At 69.2% G+C, this 16,182-nt stretch carries 17 protein-coding genes; 8 read left to right on the top strand and 9 right to left on the bottom strand.

Features of this window, described 5'->3' with window-relative positions; all coding sequences use genetic code 11:
* Window positions 1–435: 435 nt before the first annotated feature.
* Entirely contained in the window at window positions 436–1,641 is a 1,206-nt protein-coding gene (locus ACFQVD_RS09245; RefSeq protein WP_343964253.1) for a DUF3103 family protein, read from the bottom strand.
* A 261-nt stretch (window positions 1,642–1,902) separates the two neighbouring features.
* Here ACFQVD_RS09245 and ACFQVD_RS09250 point away from each other — a divergent pair, with 261 nt between their 5' ends.
* Complete coding sequence (locus tag ACFQVD_RS09250; RefSeq protein ID WP_343964251.1) at window positions 1,903–2,049, top strand: hypothetical protein; 147 nt, start codon at window positions 1,903–1,905, stop codon at window positions 2,047–2,049.
* 139 nt (window positions 2,050–2,188) lie between these two features.
* Here ACFQVD_RS09250 and ACFQVD_RS09255 read toward each other — a convergent pair whose 3' ends face one another.
* Window positions 2,189–3,265, bottom strand: a complete 1,077-nt coding sequence (locus ACFQVD_RS09255) for a WD40 repeat domain-containing protein (RefSeq protein ID WP_343964249.1) — start codon at window positions 3,263–3,265, stop codon at window positions 2,189–2,191.
* Window positions 3,266–3,531: 266 nt separating this feature from the next.
* Between ACFQVD_RS09255 and ACFQVD_RS09260 the strand changes: the two genes are divergently transcribed.
* A complete protein-coding gene (locus ACFQVD_RS09260; protein ID WP_343964247.1) occupies window positions 3,532–3,894 on the top strand; it encodes a hypothetical protein in 363 nt (120 codons plus the stop codon).
* A gap of 32 nt (window positions 3,895–3,926) precedes the next feature.
* Here the strand turns inward: ACFQVD_RS09260 and ACFQVD_RS09265 are convergent, their stop codons facing one another.
* Both ACFQVD_RS09265 and ACFQVD_RS09270 read right to left on the bottom strand, forming a co-directional pair.
* The gene (locus tag ACFQVD_RS09265) at window positions 3,927–4,313 is read right to left on the bottom strand and encodes an MBL fold metallo-hydrolase (protein WP_386270841.1); all 387 of its coding nucleotides are present in this window, start codon (window positions 4,311–4,313) and stop codon (window positions 3,927–3,929) included.
* Complete coding sequence (locus ACFQVD_RS09270) at window positions 4,307–4,882, bottom strand: dihydrofolate reductase family protein (protein WP_343964245.1); 576 nt, start codon at window positions 4,880–4,882, stop codon at window positions 4,307–4,309. The genes ACFQVD_RS09265 and ACFQVD_RS09270 overlap by 7 nt, the downstream gene beginning before the upstream one ends.
* Window positions 4,883–4,978: 96 nt before the next feature.
* Here ACFQVD_RS09270 and ACFQVD_RS09275 point away from each other — a divergent pair, with 96 nt between their 5' ends.
* Window positions 4,979–5,482 (top strand): winged helix-turn-helix transcriptional regulator, encoded by a 504-nt coding sequence (locus ACFQVD_RS09275; RefSeq protein ID WP_343964243.1) that lies wholly within the window; start codon window positions 4,979–4,981, stop codon window positions 5,480–5,482.
* A 58-nt stretch (window positions 5,483–5,540) separates the two neighbouring features.
* Here the strand turns inward: ACFQVD_RS09275 and ACFQVD_RS09280 are convergent, their stop codons facing one another.
* A complete protein-coding gene (locus ACFQVD_RS09280; protein WP_343964242.1) occupies window positions 5,541–6,155 on the bottom strand; it encodes a TetR/AcrR family transcriptional regulator in 615 nt (204 codons plus the stop codon).
* 49 nt (window positions 6,156–6,204) lie between these two features.
* Here ACFQVD_RS09280 and ACFQVD_RS09285 point away from each other — a divergent pair, with 49 nt between their 5' ends.
* The 4 genes from ACFQVD_RS09285 (at window position 6,205) to rox (ending at window position 10,641) form a co-directional block, all read left to right on the top strand.
* Complete coding sequence (locus tag ACFQVD_RS09285) at window positions 6,205–7,155, top strand: NADP-dependent oxidoreductase (RefSeq protein ID WP_343964241.1); 951 nt, start codon at window positions 6,205–6,207, stop codon at window positions 7,153–7,155.
* 111 nt (window positions 7,156–7,266) lie between these two features.
* Window positions 7,267–7,389 carry a hypothetical protein gene (locus ACFQVD_RS09290; protein ID WP_343964240.1) on the top strand — a complete coding sequence of 41 codons (123 nt, stop codon included), beginning with the start codon at window positions 7,267–7,269 and terminating at the stop codon, window positions 7,387–7,389.
* 145 nt (window positions 7,390–7,534) lie between these two features.
* Window positions 7,535–8,599: a hypothetical protein gene (locus tag ACFQVD_RS09295; RefSeq protein ID WP_343964238.1), complete on the top strand. Its 1,065-nt coding sequence runs from the start codon at window positions 7,535–7,537 to the stop codon at window positions 8,597–8,599.
* A 617-nt stretch (window positions 8,600–9,216) separates the two neighbouring features.
* Window positions 9,217–10,641: a rifampin monooxygenase gene (rox, locus tag ACFQVD_RS09300; protein WP_343964263.1), complete on the top strand. Its 1,425-nt coding sequence runs from the start codon at window positions 9,217–9,219 to the stop codon at window positions 10,639–10,641.
* Window positions 10,642–10,813: 172 nt separating this feature from the next.
* Here rox and ACFQVD_RS09305 read toward each other — a convergent pair whose 3' ends face one another.
* From ACFQVD_RS09305 to ACFQVD_RS09315, 3 genes are all read right to left on the bottom strand, one after another.
* Window positions 10,814–11,071 carry a M55 family metallopeptidase gene (locus tag ACFQVD_RS09305; RefSeq protein WP_343964236.1) on the bottom strand — a complete coding sequence of 86 codons (258 nt, stop codon included), beginning with the start codon at window positions 11,069–11,071 and terminating at the stop codon, window positions 10,814–10,816.
* Window positions 11,072–11,252: 181 nt separating this feature from the next.
* Window positions 11,253–11,921 (bottom strand): response regulator transcription factor, encoded by a 669-nt coding sequence (locus ACFQVD_RS09310; RefSeq protein WP_343964234.1) that lies wholly within the window; start codon window positions 11,919–11,921, stop codon window positions 11,253–11,255.
* Entirely contained in the window at window positions 11,918–13,123 is a 1,206-nt protein-coding gene (locus tag ACFQVD_RS09315) for a sensor histidine kinase (protein ID WP_364157317.1), read from the bottom strand. The genes ACFQVD_RS09310 and ACFQVD_RS09315 overlap by 4 nt, the downstream gene beginning before the upstream one ends.
* A 160-nt stretch (window positions 13,124–13,283) precedes the next feature.
* Here ACFQVD_RS09315 and ACFQVD_RS09320 point away from each other — a divergent pair, with 160 nt between their 5' ends.
* Window positions 13,284–14,567, top strand: coding sequence for an alpha/beta hydrolase family protein (locus ACFQVD_RS09320; protein ID WP_343964230.1), 1,284 nt, complete (start codon window positions 13,284–13,286; stop codon window positions 14,565–14,567).
* Between the two features lie 197 nt (window positions 14,568–14,764).
* Here the strand turns inward: ACFQVD_RS09320 and ACFQVD_RS09325 are convergent, their stop codons facing one another.
* A complete protein-coding gene (locus ACFQVD_RS09325) occupies window positions 14,765–16,162 on the bottom strand; it encodes an MFS transporter (protein ID WP_386270845.1) in 1,398 nt (465 codons plus the stop codon).
* Between the last annotated feature and the right edge of the window lie 20 nt (window positions 16,163–16,182).

The following is a 16,182-nucleotide window of genomic DNA, read 5'->3' on the forward strand; positions in this document are numbered from 1 at the left end:
AGTAGTCGCTGCCACGCTGCTCGGCCGACTGCAGATGTCGGCAGGAGGCCGTACGTGTCTCATGACACTTCCTGAATGCAAGCCTGATCGAATGATCGAAGTGTCACTCAAATCGCTTGCGAGGGACTTATGGGAACTTGGAGGTCCCCCTTTAGTTCATCTTTAGTTCATCGTTGTGCTTATCGGTTCCGGGTTGGCCGTTGACCTGCCCGGACGGGCGGCAGGACCTGGAATTGACGCAGGGTCTTGTGGAGGGGCAGACCACCCTGGCTTCTTTTGGGCCGGTCAGCCGAGGTCCGGCAGGAACGGGAGAGCGGCGCCGGCCGGTGAAGAAGCCACCCTCGAAACAGGTCAGGTTCAGCCCGGGCACAGGCCGCGGCCCCGGTGTGTCACCGGGGCCGCGGCGGTCAACGTGTCGGGCCGAAGCCGGACTCGTCAGATCCAGTTGGAGATCAGGCGTACCTCCATGCCGACCGGGCGGGCGGCACAGGGCATGGACTTGATCTGTCCGGCGCGGCCGGCCTGGACGCTGTAGCAGGAGTCGACCCAGTCGTCGCTGTCGGTGACCCAGTCGCTGGGCAGCGCGCTGATGACCTTGTCGGCGATCGCGACGTACTGGCCGTTTCCGGTGGCGACGAGCACGCCTTCGACGATGGCCTTGGCCAGGCCGGACAGGTCGGCGTTGTCGTCGCGCTCCATGAAGACGACATCGACGGCGGTCCAGCTGAAGTTGGACCACTCGATCAGGACCTGGTTCACGTTGCTGTAGGTCGTGCCCTCGTCGGTGATGTAGGGCATCTCGATGCTGTCGACCCGAGCCTTACCGTCGGTCCCGGCGCCCATGGTCCAGGCGTAGATCTCCGGTCCGCCCTTGTACCAGGGCTCGTGGTCGTTGTAGTTGGTGATGCGGTAGATCTGGGCTGCCCAGCGGGGCGTTCCCGCGGCCTGCGCCGTAGGCTGCTGGGCCTCAGCGGCCTGTGCCGTAGGCTGCTGGGCCTCAGCGGCCTTACGGTCGACTCCGGTGACGCCGGCCTCGGTGAGAGCCTTGCGGATGACCTGCTGGCCCAGCTCGGCGGTCTTGCGCTCGTTCAGGCCCACGACGAGCACCGCCTGTTTGGGAGCCCGGCGGGCATCGAGTTCGTGAGTGCGACCGGCCGAGTCGTAGGCGGTGACGGTGCGGACGAACTTCTCGTCCTTGGACGGGGTGAACATGACCAGTGGCTTCTCGCCCGCGGCGACCCGCTTGACCGTGGCGGGGTCGGCCGAGACCTCCAGCAGCGACTCCCCCTCGCCTTCGGTCTGGAGACCCTTCAGCTGCAGGATCTTGCTGTCAGCCTGGCGGGTGTAGTCGGTCAGGTCCTGCGCGCCTGGCACGGAGGCGAACAACGCGGCCAGGTCGGCCTGGCCGTCACCCGCCAGCTCGCGGTTGAGCACCGCCTTGAACTCACCGTTGTCGAGCCTGCGGGCGATCTGCTCGGCGAGCATCCGCTTGAACCCGTCCATGGTGGCGGCCGACTCTGCGGCCTTGAGCTTGGCCGACTGGCCGGGGGGCAGCGGGTCGGCCGCGGCCATCGTTGGTGCTACAGTACCCATCAGGGTGGTGGCCAGGGCGAATGCCGCCAGCCCAACTACCTTCTTCACAAAATCTCCTGGTCAATGCGAGAAGAAGACCGACAGAGCACTACCTCCGGATCCTTGTGGGAACCCAGCGGTTGTATAAGGCAGAGGATGACCGGCGCGCCTTATCAAATAATTACGTCTTCTTATGAACCCTTATGGTCAATCCCATAATGGGTTTAACGTTCGTTCCCGAACCTGGGTGTGTGGACGCCCTCGTGCGGCCGGTCATGGGATCGGATCGCGATGGCCAAGGCCGGCACGGCCCCGCGTCGCCTCCCCCACATGAAGGTCGTGGAGGGCTTCATCATCGACTGCGGAGGCAGCGAAGACGATCTCGCCCAGTGGACCACGGCCTGGCGCCGGATCCGCATGGCCAAAACCGTCGAGAACGTCACCTCGCTTCCCACCAACCGCCGCACCGCCAGCTAAACGATCACCACGAGGGTGCGGCGAGATAGTGATCGGCGCTGCTGCGAAGAGGGCGTATTCCAGCGGGCCGCGGCCGGGCTGCGCGCGGCTCCCGAGAGGGCACGACGGGAAAGCCATGGTTCCCGAAAGGTCGAAGCCGTTAGGAGTGGGTAGCCTCAGTGACGGGGCGAGTAGTGCTCCACAGCCGTATTGTGCCGTCTTCGCTCCCGACCGCGAGGGTTTTACCGTCCGGGCTGAAGACCACCTCGTAGACGTTCTCGGTGTTGCTGGTGAGGGTGGTGGGTTCGCGGCTGGCCAAGTCCCACAGCCGCACCGTGTCGCCGAGGCCGCCGGCGGCGAGGGTTTTGCCGTCCGGGCTGAAGGCCACCGAGGAGACGGCGCCGGTGTGGCCGCTGAGAGCGGTGGCGGTTTCGCGGCTGGCCACGTCCCACACGAGTGCCCAGCCGTCGTCGCTGCCGGTGGCGAGGAATTTGCCGTCCGGACTGAAGGCCACCGAGCGGACATAGCCGGTGTGGCCGCTGAGAGTGGCGGTGACAACGGTTTTGCGGCCGTCCACGTCCCACAGCCGCACCTCGCCGTTGATGCTGCCGGCGGTGGCGAGGGTTGTGCCGTCCGGACTGAAGGCCATCGAGTGGAACCAGTCGCTGGTGTGGCTGTCGAGGGTGGCAATGGTTTTGCGGCCGTCCACGTCCCATAACTGCACCGTGTCGCTGCCGCCAGTGGCGAGGATCTTGCCGTCCGGGCTGAAGGCCATCGAGTAGACGGGGCTGCTGGTGAGGGCTGCGGTGGCAACGGGTTTGCGGCCGGTCACATCCCACAGCCTCACCGTGCCGTCGAGACTGCCGCCGGTGGCGAGGGTTTTGCCGTCCGGGCTGAAGACCACCGAGTAGACGATGCCGGTGTGGCTGGGGAGGGTGGCAATGGTTTTACGGCCGGTCACGTTCCACAACCGCACTGTGTCGTCGTGGCCGCCGGCGGCGAGGGTTTTACCGTCCGGGCTGAAGGCCATCGAGTAGACGGCGCCGATGTAGCCGGTGAGGATGGCGGTCGGTGGGAGTTCGGGGGCGCCGGTGGGGATGGCACTCGGAGGGGGCTCGATGGTGCGGGTGCAGGCGACCGTGGTCGGTACGCCGATGGCGGCCAGGGCGCCGAGTCCGCCCAAGAGCAGGGTGCGGCGAGATAGTGATCGGCGCTGCCGCGGATGGGTCGTGTTCACACCCCTAGTTGTAGAAGATCATGCTTGAGATTGACTTGTATGCCTCTGCATCACCTTCTGCCTGCCCAGGCCGAGCAGCTCGCCGGAGCGCGACCACGCCGGGCGGGCCCGGCATTACCGCCCAGACCCCGATGTGCGTCCCGGAAACCCGGCCGCACCAACCGGTCACTTGCGGGAATGCCTACCACCACGGACCCGGCGGAGCAGCCGGGCCGGGCCTGCGGCTACTCGACCTGCGAGCGCCGCGCATCGCCTACACCGGCGCCGTGCGGCCCCGGCAGTACTGCGGGCCGCCGGATCGCATCTGGCCCGATGGCAAGACCTGCAAGGCCAAGGCCGCCGAAGAGCGCCGCGCCGTCCAGGGCGCCGGGCGCGATCGTAAGCGTTCGTTCCGGCGCCGCGACATCATTCGCAAGACCAAGAACGGTCTGGACGCCGCCCGCGCACGGGGCCGGGTCGGCGGCCGCCGTCCCGTTGTCTACGACGACAAACGCGCCGCGATCCTGGCCCGCCGCAAGCGCGGCGAATCCATCCGCACCATCGCCGCCGGAGTGAAGGTCTCCGTCTGCGTCGTCCACAAGACCCTCGTAGACACCCAGCTCGCCGCCGCACAGGGCAACCCCCGCTGACCGGCTCGACCACCCTGGAGAACGTCGTGCCGCTACCCCGGATCCCGACCGGCGACCCGCACGTACCGGCTGTGTCGCACACCGATCGCTAGCGGGGCGCCCCGTCGCGCTCGCTTCTTTGGGCGAGGCGCTGGAGTTGCCCTTCGTGCACGTCGCTCACCCACTCCCAGCCAGGCTTGGCCGATGGGCCGACCCGTGGGTCGGTGCCAGAGCAGGTGATCCCAATCCGGGTGCGTAGAAAACCCTGCCACAACGGGCTGACCCAACTCGCGAAGGTCGTTCGCGAGGCAGTCGATCTCGGAGCCGGTCACCCCGGGGTCGATGAGCAACACACCGGCCCGGCCCTGCACGACAACGGCGTTGCTCTGCACGAACTCGCTCTCGTGGACCAGCACACCCTTCGCGACCTGCCTCAGCACGAGCTCGCCTCCCTTGCATCCCGGATGGCGTAGCGATGCATCGTGACGCCCTGCTCGAACGATCGCTGCTCCAGCAGGTCGAGATCGATCGGCAGGTCGTAGTCGTCGAACAGCGGCCTGCCGAAGCCGAGAACGGCGGGATGGGTGAAGAGCAGCAGCTCGTCAAGGAGCCCGGCCCGGAGGAGCTGCGTCGCGATTGCCGCGCCGCCCACCCCGATGGTGCCGTCGGTCTCGGCCCGGAGCGTGGCGAGCTGCTCGATCGCGTCGTCTCCGCCGATGATCCGGGTGTTGTGATCGGCGCTGTGGCGGGTGCGGGAGACGAGCACCTTGGGCTTGGCGGTCCAGATCTCGCCGTACTCACGCATGACATCCGGCAGCGACGCGTCCTCGCGCGCACGTGGCCAGTACTCCTCCATCGTCTCGTACATGACCCGGCCCTGGACCATCAGGGCGAGCGCCTGCGCCCGGGTATTGAACTCGCGATGCAGTTCCTCGCCGATGCGCAGCCACTCGCCCGCGCCGTTGTCCCCCGGAACTTGCTCGATCCGCAGGTCGAGGGACACGTTCATCCAATATACGCAGTGGCCCATCATCTCCTCTTCCGCTATAGTGATTGCATTTTGCAACTACTATATTGAGGAGGAAATACCTGTCAAGGAGGAATCGTGGAACCACGGTCCGGGTGTCCGATCAACGCCGCCGTCGAAGTGCTCGGAGATCGCTGGTCGTTGCTCGTGCTCCGCGACGTCATCTTCGGCGACCGCCGCTACTTTCGGGCGTTGCTCACCGGGTCGATCGAGGGCATCGCCTCGAACATCCTCGCCGACCGCCTCGTGCGGCTCGTCGAGGCAGGGATCCTCACCCGCGGCACCGCCGCGCGGGGGCAGCGCGCTCGCTACAGCCTCACTGAAACCGGCATCCAGACTCTTCCGATCATCTATGCCCTCGGCAACTGGGGCCTCGACTGGCGCCCAGGCAGCGACGAGCTCCGGAGCCGGCAGCAGCTCATGCGCGACGAGGGTCCGGCGTTCATCGAGGAGCTCATGGACGAGCTTCGCGTCCGCCACCTCGACGCCCCGCCGAAGCCGCACGACGGCCCAGGCCCGCTCGAGCGGCTCGACGCCGCCTACGCCGCGGCGGCCGCCACCGAGCAAGAACACGCCGACTAGGCGTCCGCCGGGCCCTTAACGTGACTGGCCGTTCGGTTGCCGCTCAAGCCCCGAGGCACTACCGAACGGCCGGCAGCAGCCGGACCGCCGGCGGAAGCGGCGCGCGGACGGGGTCGGCACGGAAAGACTGGATCATCAGGGCCGCGAAACGGCGCGATGCCGCCGCTCGCTGCTCGGGTGACTCGGCGCGGATGCCCTCGTTCGCCATCATCGCCAGGATGAAGTCCTCCAAGACGAAGTCCGCCCGCAGGCCGCCCGCCTCCTTCGCGCGCCGGATGAGTTGGAACAGCAGCCGGATCGTACGGTCGCGGTCCGCGGTGAAGTACGGCAGCTGCGAGGTGAACGCGCCGGACAGACCCCGGTCGAGGGCGTGCACCTCCATGAGCTTCTCGAACGCCAGGCAGAACCCACGCCACGGGTCGGCCTGCGCCAGCCCTTCCTCGACGACCGCCGAACACATGGCCATCGGCTCGGCGAAGACCTCACTGAGCAGCGCTTCCTTGGTTGGGAAGTGCCGGTAGACGGTGGCCGCGCCAACTTGCGCGCGCCGGGCGATCTCCCGGATCGGCACATCGAGGCCCTCGGCGGCAAAGGTCGCGCGGGCGACCGCGAGGATGCGCGCGCGGTTGTCGCGGGCGTCCGAACGCAGCTTCTGACTCACTTCGGCCGTCACCGCTCTCACTTTAGTCAAACGGACGGGGTGTTCCGTTACGGTGTGGCGCATGAGAGCTGTTCAGTTTTCGGAGTACGGCCCGGCCGGCGTGATGCATGTCGCCGAGGTCGAGGAGCCGCATGCCGGGCCGGGGACGATCCGCATCGCCGTGCGGGCGTCCGGATTGTCGACAGGAGAGACGTCCATCCGCTCAGGGAGGATGCGTGACGTGGTGCCCGTGACGTTCCCGTACCGGACCGGGTTCGACGCCGCCGGCGTGGTGGACGAGGTCGGCGACGACGTCACGGGTGTCGGGGTCGGCGACGAGGTGTTCGGCATGACCGCGACGACCGCGCGCGGCGCCAACGCCGATCACACGGTCCTGGTCGCCTGGGCGCCGAAACCGGCCGCGTGGAGCTGGGAGGAGGCCGGTGGTGCCGCAGGCAGCGTCGAGACGGCCACCCGGGTGCTCGACCGGCTCGCGGTCGGCGCCGGGCACACCGTGCTGGTGCAGGGCGCGGCCGGCGGGGTGGGCACGGTCGCCGTGCAGTTCGCGGTCGCCCGCGGCGCCACCGTCATCGGCACGGCCGGGGAGCACAACCACGACTTCCTGCGCTCGCTGGGCTCCAAGCCGACGACGTACGGGGCGGGCCTGGTCGAACGGGTCCGTGCGCTGGCACCGGGCGGGGTGGACGCGGTGTTCGACTGCGCAGGAGGGGCGCTGCCCGATCTGATCGCCATCACCGGGAACCCGGCGCGCGTGGTGACGATCGCTCCCGACCTCACCGCAGCGGCCCTCGGCGTGCACCTGTCGCACGGCGTGCCGGCCGGTGACACGGCGGCGGCCGTTGGAGCCGCCGATCCGCTGGCGGTGCACGGCCTCGGCATCGCGGTCGAGCTCGCCGGGCAGGGCCGGCTACGGGTGCCGGTCGCGGCGGCGTTCCCGCTCACCGAGGCCACCGCCGCACACGAGCTGAGCGAGAGCCGTCACGCCCGCGGGAAGATCGTGCTGGTGAACTGACCACACGCGACATGGGGTGCGCAGATCACTTCGGCCATTCGTGCACCCGGCTTCGGAAACCGGCATTCGCCTCGGGACGCCTCCCACGATCTGCGCGGCCTGCCGGCCGCGATGCGCCTGCAGATCGACGAGGCGCTCGCCTACCCGCGGGAGACCGACTGGCCACGAACGGCGAACGCGCTGCTGGACTGTGTGGAACGGCTTCAGGACCTGGTCGCCGACCTATCGACCTGACCAGTCTGATCAAGAACCGGCTCAAGCCCATGTGATACCAGCCTGAATTCATCGCCGGGACCGGCCTCGTCCTGTCCGAACCACCGTAGTGACGCCCAACTTTCAAACTCAGTAACCGCAGGGGAAAGCCGTACGATTTGCCACTATGAGGTCGCGGATGACGGCACTGGCCACCTGCTTGATCACGTTGGGCTGTGCTGCGCAGCCCCCGCTCGTCGCGCCGGTCCCCGCACCGTCGAGCACGCCCACCGTGTCGGCTCCTTCGGCATCGGCCACGCCTACCGAGAGGTGGGTCCGAGTCCCCGGCCTGCCGGACGACGACACGTGGGAGCGTGGCCTGCGCGACGTGACCGCTGCCGGTCCCGAACTGGCGTGGGCGATCGGGTACACCGGCTGGGAGGACGGCGTGGAAACGTCGCTGCGCACCTGGGACGGGTCACGGTGGCGCGCGGTGCCCGTCGAGGATGCTCGGGGCGGCCTGGTGAGCATCGACTCCGACGGGCCGCGCAACGCGTGGATGCTGGGCGGGGGCTTCGACGAGTCCCTGGCCCAGCACTGGGACGGGCACGCCTGGCGGCGGTACCGGTTCCCTGGGTACGGGCAGGACGTGGCCGTGGACGGCCGCCGGGTGGTCGTGATCTCGGACACTGCGGTACTGACCTGGAACGGCACCGCCTTCGTCACCGAAAAGGTGCTCGGCGGCGAGGAGACCAGGCTGGCCGCGGTGGACAGCGGCGCCGGCCACACCTGGGTCACCGGGAATCGGGATGAAGAGCAGCCCGTGATCTGGCACGGGCACAACGGCAGGTACGAGGAGACCGTGCTGCCCGAGGGCTTCCTCACTGCGATCTTGCAGATCAGCCCCGACGACGTCTGGGCGGTGGGCAGCATCGGCGAGCGGCCCCTGGTGCTGCACTGGAACGGCCGATCCTGGGAGCGGCCCACCGTCCCGCCGTGGAAGGGCGCACTGCAGAGCGTGACCGCGTTCGGGCCTGACGACGTCTGGTTCGCGGGCAAGGACCACGACGCACCCGGTGGGGTCTCGGTCCTGCACTGGGACGGCCGGAGCTGGACGAAAGAGATGCCCCCGCCGGGCGGGGAGGGGCACCACGCACTGATCGAGCGGATCCCCGGCACTTCCCAGCTGTGGCTGATGGTCAACGTGGCCAACGGCGATTCCGAGTCGATCGTCACCTTCCGCCGGAAATAGCGGAGCCGACCGACAGCACAGGTCAGATTCTGAGCTTCCCCCAGTAGTCCGGACACCGGCGGTGTGCCATCAGGCTCCAGGGCGTTGTGGAAGATGACCAGGTTGGCCGGCAGGGTGTTGAGTTCGATCAGTGTTTCTGCTCGTCGGGGTCGTTGCTGCCTGAACGGCATCGGCCGCGTGGTGTCCAGCCTTGATCATCCAAGGGCGGCCAAGATCAGATCGTCGACCGTAACCGGAACCGGCCGGGCCGCCATGCCGGATTCGCTCTGCAACCGCACGGGCCCGTTTGGAGTCGTGATCACATGGCCGGAAAAGGGTTGGACGGGATGACGCTCGGGCTTGTAGCTTGCCGTTGACCGTGACACCGCCCGAGGAGGTGAGACCCATGAACGCTGTATCGATGTGGGTGCTCCCCCTTTCCGTCACGGCCGGCGATTGACGTAGGTGTCGCCGGGAGCGCCTCGCCAACCAGGCACTCCCGAAAGGCAACACCTATGCACTCTCAGCAGGTCACCGCCGAGCCACCGTCGAACGACACGGTCGAGCGTGGCTCCACGGTGGGCGACGTCCCCGCAGTTCTCTGGTCGCCGGCCTCCGGCACCGATCGCGCGCCCCTCATCTTCGATGTGATCATTGCCGGGTGCGGGCCGACCGGTGCGATGCTGGCCGCCGAACTGCGACTGCACGATGTGCGGGTACTCGTTCTGGAGAAGGAAACCGAGCCCAAGTCGTTCGTCCGCATAGTCGGTCTGCATATTCGCAGTCTTGAGCTGATGGCGATGCGCGGACTGCTGGATCGCATTCTCCAGTACGGAAGACAGCGTCCGGCCGGCGGTTTCTTCGCCGCCATCCCCAAACCCGCGCCCAAGGGCCTGGATTCCGCGTACGCCTATCTGCTGGGCATCCCGCAGCCGGTCATAGAACGTCTGCTCGAAGAACATGCGATCGAACTGGGTGCGCAGGTCCGGCGCGGTTGTGCGGTCGCCGGTTTCGAGCAGGACGACGAAGGTGTGACCGTCGAGCTGGCCGACGGGCAACAGCTGCGTTCGCGCTACCTCGTCGGCTGTGACGGCGGGCGCAGTACGGTGCGCAAACTGCTCGGTGTCGGCTTCCCCGGCGAGCCCTCACGGACCGAGACGCTGATGGGCGAGATGGAAGTGGGCGTGCCGCAGGAGGAGATCGCCGCCAAGGTGACCGAAATCCGCGAGACCCGTCAGCCATTCTGGCTCCGGCCCTTCGGCGAAGGGGTCTACAGCGTCGTAGTCCCCGCCGCGGGAGTCGGCGACCGCGCGGAACCGCCCACCCTCGAGGATTTCAAACAACAGCTGCGCACCATCGCCGGAACCGATTTCGGCGTGCACTCCCCGCGCTGGATGTCCCGCTTCGGGGATGCCACCCGGCTGGCCGAACGTTATCGGGTCGGGCGGGTGCTGCTGGCCGGCGATGCGGCACACATCCATCCACCCATTGGCGGGCAGGGCCTGAACCTGGGCGTTCAGGACGCATTCAACCTCGGCTGGAAACTGGCCGCACAGATCCGCGGCTGGGCGCCGGAAACACTGCTGGACACCTACCAGGCCGAACGTCATCCGGTCGCCGAGGACGTGCTGGACAACACCCGCGCCCAGACGGAACTGCTGTCCACCGAACCGGGCCCGCGGGCCGTGCGCAGGCTGCTCACCGAACTGATGGACTTCGACGAGGTGAACCGCCATCTGATCGAGAAGATCACCGCGATCGGCATCCGCTACGACTTCGGCGAAGGCCCCGACCTGCTCGGCCGCCGCCTGCGCGACATCGACGTGAAACAGGGCCGCCTCTACGATCTGCTGCGTCGCGGTCGCGGCCTACTGCTGGACCGCACCGAACTCCTGACCGTCGGCGGCTGGTCAGACCGGGTCGATTACCTCGCGGATCCCACTGCGGTACTGGATGTTCCGAGCGTCCTGCTACGCCCCGACGGCCACGTCGCCTGGATCGGCGACGATCAGCAGGACCTGGACGACCACCTCTCCCGCTGGTTCGGCAAGCCCCCCAGCTGATTTCGCCTGGCAACCGAAAAGGCCCGTGAGGAGGATCGGAATGGCCAGTAGCGACTGACCATCGGAAGGCTGGAGGCAGCATCAGCCACGGTGCTCTGGCGCCAGGGTCGGCCCTCACCTTCCGAAGGTGGGGGACGACCGGTGGCTGCGGACGTGGGCCTGATGTGACCGCTCAGGGGCTGAGATGGGTCAGCACGGCCAGGAGTTGGAGCATGCTGTAGGCGGCCGCCATGTTCTCGGCGTTGAACGCCACCGTGCGGCCGGTTCTGGTGACGCCGCGGGGCACCAGCACGCTGAACTCCTCGCAGGCCGCGGCATCTCCGCCGGCCAGCACGACGGGCACGCCGTAGGAGTCGGCCAGCAGGGTGTTGATTCCGATCTCGCCGTGGTGACGCTCGCGGTCACGGCCTGACCGGCCGGTACCGCACACTCAGCTCGTCCGGCCACGAACCCGTCCAGGGACATGGTGAAGTGCCAGAGCACCTTGCCGTTCGCGGTCTGCGGTTCGATGTCGTTCACTGCTGTCTCCTCCGCCGGCTGATTGCCTCGTACGGTATTGAGACGGCATCCACCGCGGAACCTCATCGGTCCAGGTTGGCGGCATGGCGCGGTCAAAGGTCGGGGGTGGCGGGGCGGATGAGGCCGCTCTCGTAGGCGAAGACCACCACCTGGGCGCGATCACGCAGCCCGAGCTTGACCAGCACGCGGCTCAGATGCGTCTTGACCGTCGCCTCGGCCAGATGCAACCCCGTGGCGACCTCGGCATTGGACAGCCCGCGCGCCACCTGCACCAGCACCTCGTGCTCGCGCGCGGTCAGCTGCGCCAGCCGTTCGTCCCGTTCGGCGGGCCCCTGCGTCATCTGCGGCGCGAACCTCTCCAGCACGCGGCGGGTGACGCGTGGCGACAGCGCCGCCTCTCCCGCCGCGACGTTGCGGATCGCGCTCAGCAGCTCCTGTGGCCGGGTGTTCTTCGGCAGGAACCCGGCCGCTCCGGCCTTCAGCCCGGCGAAGGCGTACTCGTCCAGATCGAAGGTGGTCAGGATGAGCACGCGCGAGCGTGGGCTGTCGCGCGCGATCCTGCGGGTGGCCTCGATGCCGTCCAGGCCGGGCATGCGCACGTCCATCAACACCACGTCCGGACGCAGGTGCCGCGCCAGCCGGGCCGCCTGCTCACCGTCATCCGCCTCCCCGGCCACCTCCATGTCCGGCTCGGCCTCGAAGACCATGCGGAAGGCCATCCGCAGCAGCGACTCGTCGTCGGCGATCAGCAGCCGGATCATCGTGGCGCTCCCAGGTCCAGCACGGCCAGCACCCGCCATCCGCCGCCCGTCACCGGTCCGGCATCCAGGGTCCCGCCGTAGGCGGCCACCCGTTCCCGCATGCCCGCGATCCCGCGCCCGTCGCCCCGGAGCCCAGAGCGGGGCCCGGACACCCGGGTCTCGGCGTCGAGGAACCCAGGGGCGCCCAGCACAACCGGGTCGCGAACATCGGTGACCTCCACCTCGGCGCGGCGCGGCGACACTTCGACCCGCACATCGGCCCGGGCCCCGGGCGCGTGCCGCAGCGTGTTCGTCAGCGCCTCCTGAACCAGCCGGTAGATCGTCAGCTGGACGGCGACGGGAACCGCCTCGCTGTCACCGGCCACCCGAACACACGTCGCCAGCCCGGCCTCGCGCATCCGCTCGGCCAGCGGACCGATCTCGGCGATCCCGGGCGCAGGCTGAAGTATCTCCCCGAAGCGATCCTCGCCCGAGGCGGCGCGGCCGGTGCCCAGGGAGCGACGCATGTCCTGCAGGGCTTGGCGCCCCGTCGCGGCGATCTGCTCCATCGCCGCCGCGGCCCGGTCCGGCGCGCTGTGGCGGACGTAGGCGGCGCTGTCGGCCAGCGCCACCATGACCGACAGGTTGTGAGTGACGATGTCGTGCATGTCGCGGGTCATCCGCGCGCGTTCCTCGGCGACTGCCAACCGTGCCCGCTGCTCACGGTCGCGTTCCAAGGAGGTCACGTACGCCCGCCGCACCCGCATCCACAGGCCGGTCATGAGGGCGGCGGCCGCCATCGCGCTCAGCGCGGCCGCCGTGAAGGGGAACTGGCCGGGCGGTGCCCAGCGGGCGGCGGCCAGCAGCACCCCGGCCTGCAGCACGAGCGCCGCCACCAGGGTGTGACGCCACGGGCGGCGCGCGGCGACCGTGTACAGGGCCACCAGGAGGGCGGCGTCGGCGGGAAGCTGCACGTCCAGCGCCCACTGGACGGCGGCGGCGAGGCCGATCACGCCCAGGACCGTCATCGGAGCGCGCCGTCTCCAGGCCAGCGGCGCCACCAGCGCCGTCTGCAGCGCGAGCAGCCACGGGGAACCCGCCAGCACCTGGCCGGGTCCGAGAGTGGCCAGGAACAGCGCGGCGGCAGGCAGCGCGTCGGCGGGCACGGTCGACCATCGGCTCAGCGCGGTGAGGCGGGCCGCCGGATGGCCTGCTGGTTTCATGCACTTCACCCTAGGTGTCCTGCGGGTTCGCTCCCGCTCCTCCCCGGGGATGACCGTCATCCGAAAGTCGCATGCACGCGCACGACCTCCGCCGCTGGCCCGCGGGTGTGCCGGGCTGCCAGCCTCGTCGGACATCCTTTTCCGTTTGAGGAGTCTTCGCATGCCCTTTGTCACGAAAAATACGGATCTGGCTATGGGTGCCAAGGCCACCGGCTCGTCCGCTGTTTCCAACAGCCCGGTGTCCGCCGTCTCGAAAGCCGCGGGCAAGATCGCGGGGCTGGCCGTGCTGGTGCTGGCGGTCTCCCTGCCCGCGGCCCGCGCCGACGCCGGGAGCCTGATCGGGGTGAGTCTGCTCGCGCCCGGCGGCCCCTATCCGGTCGGGACCGTGGCCATGCGGCTGGTCGACCGCTCGCGGCCCGATCCTCTGGTGGCAGCCAAGCCGTATCGGGAGCTGATGATCAGCCTGTGGTACCCGGCGGCGGGCGGCGGGCCGCTCGCACCGCACATGGCGCCGCTGGCCGCCGCCGACTGGGATCGGCACTCGGCGCAGCCCCTGGGCATCGCCAAGGGTGCCGTCGCCTGGGCCGCCACACGCACCCATGCCCGCGTGGGCGCGCCGGTCGAGCCGCGTGCGGGCAAGCTGCCGGTGGTGCTGTTCGGTTCGGGGGACGGCGGGCCGCGCACGCTGGGCACCACCCTGGTCGAGGACCTGGCCTCGCGCGGCTACCTGGTCGTCACCGTCGACCACACCTACGAGGCCGACCAGGTGGAGTTTCCCGGCCGACGCCTGGTGCGCGCCCTGCCGCTGCCCGCGAAGCTGACGCCGAAGGTCATCGCCAAACTGCTGACCGAGCACGCGGCGGCGCGCCTGGCGGATATGCGCTACGTCCTGGACCAGGTCACCGCCCTGGCACACGGCCGCCCGATCGGCGGCAAGCTGCCCACCGGGATGCTCGGCGCGCCCGACGCCTCGCGGGTGGGGGCGCTGGGACAGTCGCTGGGCGGATCGGTCGCCGCGCAGCTGACTCGCGAGGACGCCCGCGTGGACGCGGGCGTCAACCTCGACGGCGCCTATGTCGGCTCGGTATCCACACGCGGTGCGACCAGGCCCTTCCTGCAGTTGGCGGCCGAGACCCACACGCGTGACAGCGAGCCGAGCTGGAAGTCGTTCTGGCGGGCCTCGACCGGATGGAAGCGGGAGCTGCGATTCAAGGGCGCGGCCCACGGCTCGTTCACCGACCTGCAGCCGCTGCTGCCGCAGATCGCGGCCAAGCTCCCCAAGGTGCCGCTCGCGGACTACGTGGGCACGATCGACCCCGGCCGTTCGGTGGCGGCCCAGCGCGCCTATGTCGGGGCCTTCTTCGACCTGCACCTGCGGGACAAGCCGACCCGCCTGTTCGAGGGCCCCGACACTCGCTTCCCCGAGGTCTCCCTCATCCCCTGACCCCACGGGGCCCGGCCCCCGCTCACGCGGCCGGTCCCCCGGTCAGGCATCCCGGACGGTGGTGCGGGGGAACTCACTGGACCTGACGGAGCTGCCGACGTCCGGGCTGTAAGGGCCCGGGGTCCCGGTGTTGCCCGATGACCGAGCGTGTGCGGCCGACGCGTGGGGTGGCGGGCCGAGCCCTGGCGGGCGTCTCCTCACCCTGTGTTGGCTCGGCCGGGTGTCAAGACGGCGGCCACGAGGGCCGCGATGCCTGCGGCGACCGCGGCGAGGATGTATCCGTTGGTGAACCCCGAGAGCGTGTCCCCGATCAGGCTGGCCGCCGCGACGCTGGAGATGGCGGCGGCTCCGATGGAGGCGCCGAACTCGTGGAATGTGCTGACGATGCCGGAGGCGATGCCGGATTCGTGCGGGGCCACCTGGCCCAGAGCGGTCGCTGAGGCGACGACGAACAGTGCGCCGGTCCCGGCGGCCGCGAGCGCCGTGCCCACCACCACGGTCGCGGGGTGCGTAGACAGGGCGGGCACGGCCATGCCGATCGCGGCGGCGAGCAGCCCGGCTACGGCGAGCCGGCGCGCTCCGGCCCGGGCGATGGCCCGGCCGGTGAGGTCGGCCCCGAGCATCGTCGCCACCGCGACCGGGAGGAACAGCAGGCCGGTCTGCAGGGCACCGAAGCCTTGGGCGTGCTGGAAGTAGAACGTGCCGAGGAAGAACACCGCGATCATCAGCGCCGTTGCCATCACGATGAGGAACGTGCCGGTGGCCACCGGGCGCCGAGCCAGCAGCGCGACGTCCATCAGGGGCGACCTGGCGCTCTTCTGCCTGGCCACGAACGCCAGGTAGCCCAGCGCTGCCGACAGCAGGAGCCATCCGGTCGTGGCGGTGAGCCACCCGTGGTCGCCGGCACCGGTGATCGCGTAGATCAAGGCGCCGGACGAGGCAGTGACCAGCAGCGCACCGAGCACATCGAGCCGGGGTCTGGGCTCGGCCACGCTGTGGTGCGGCAGCATCCGGGCAAGAGCGGCAAGAATCACCAGCCCGATGGGCACATTGACATAGAAGACCCATGGCCAGCCCGGCCCGGCGGTGAGCAGTCCTCCCAGCAGCACGCCAAGGGCCGCTCCCCCACCGCCGAGCGCGGACCAGATACCGAGCGCCTTGTTTCGCTCGTCACCCTCGAACAGGGTCACCAGCAGTGACAGGGCCGACGGAGACAGCAGCGCCGCACCGAGTCCTTGCGCGATGCGGCCGCCCAGCAACATGCCGGCGGAGTCGGCGAACCCGGTCACCAACGACGCCGCCGTGAAGATCAGCAGGCCGGCGAGGACCACCCTCCCGGCCCCGATCAGGTCGGCGAGTCGCCCGCCCAGCAGCATCAGGCCGCCGAACGTCAACGTGTACGCGCTGACCGTCCATGTCAGCGCCTCGCGGCTCAGACCCAGGTCGGTCTCGATGTGCGGGAGCGCGATGGCCACGACGGTGACGTCGAGGATCAACATCAGTTGGGCCACCCCGAGGAAGGCCAGGATGCGCCATCGCGACGGATGAGCCGGCCTGTTCGGCGGAGATGCTTCGTGGATCTCATGTCGCGTCACCGGGAGCCTCCAGCTAACTC

Origin of the sequence: Streptosporangium amethystogenes subsp. fukuiense, from assembly GCF_042665875.1 — a bacterium.
Lineage (GTDB): Bacteria > Actinomycetota > Actinomycetes > Streptosporangiales > Streptosporangiaceae > Streptosporangium > Streptosporangium fukuiense.

What these genes read in the sequence shown, in the direction of transcription:
- ACFQVD_RS09250 (WP_343964251.1), top strand. Translation starts at nt 1,903, where the DNA reads ATGAAGGTCGTGGAGGGCTTCATCATCGACTGCGGAGGCAGCGAAGAC.
- ACFQVD_RS09270 (WP_343964245.1), bottom strand. Translation starts at nt 4,882, where the DNA reads ATGAACGTGTCCCTCGACCTGCGGATCGAGCAAGTTCCGGGGGACAAC.
- ACFQVD_RS09285 (WP_343964241.1), top strand. Translation starts at nt 6,205, where the DNA reads ATGAGAGCTGTTCAGTTTTCGGAGTACGGCCCGGCCGGCGTGATGCAT.
- ACFQVD_RS09290 (WP_343964240.1), top strand. Translation starts at nt 7,267, where the DNA reads ATGCGCCTGCAGATCGACGAGGCGCTCGCCTACCCGCGGGAGACCGAC.
- ACFQVD_RS09295 (WP_343964238.1), top strand. Translation starts at nt 7,535, where the DNA reads ATGAGGTCGCGGATGACGGCACTGGCCACCTGCTTGATCACGTTGGGC.
- ACFQVD_RS09310 (WP_343964234.1), bottom strand. Translation starts at nt 11,921, where the DNA reads ATGATCCGGCTGCTGATCGCCGACGACGAGTCGCTGCTGCGGATGGCC.
- ACFQVD_RS09315 (WP_364157317.1), bottom strand. Translation starts at nt 13,123, where the DNA reads ATGAAACCAGCAGGCCATCCGGCGGCCCGCCTCACCGCGCTGAGCCGA.
- ACFQVD_RS09320 (WP_343964230.1), top strand. Translation starts at nt 13,284, where the DNA reads ATGCCCTTTGTCACGAAAAATACGGATCTGGCTATGGGTGCCAAGGCC.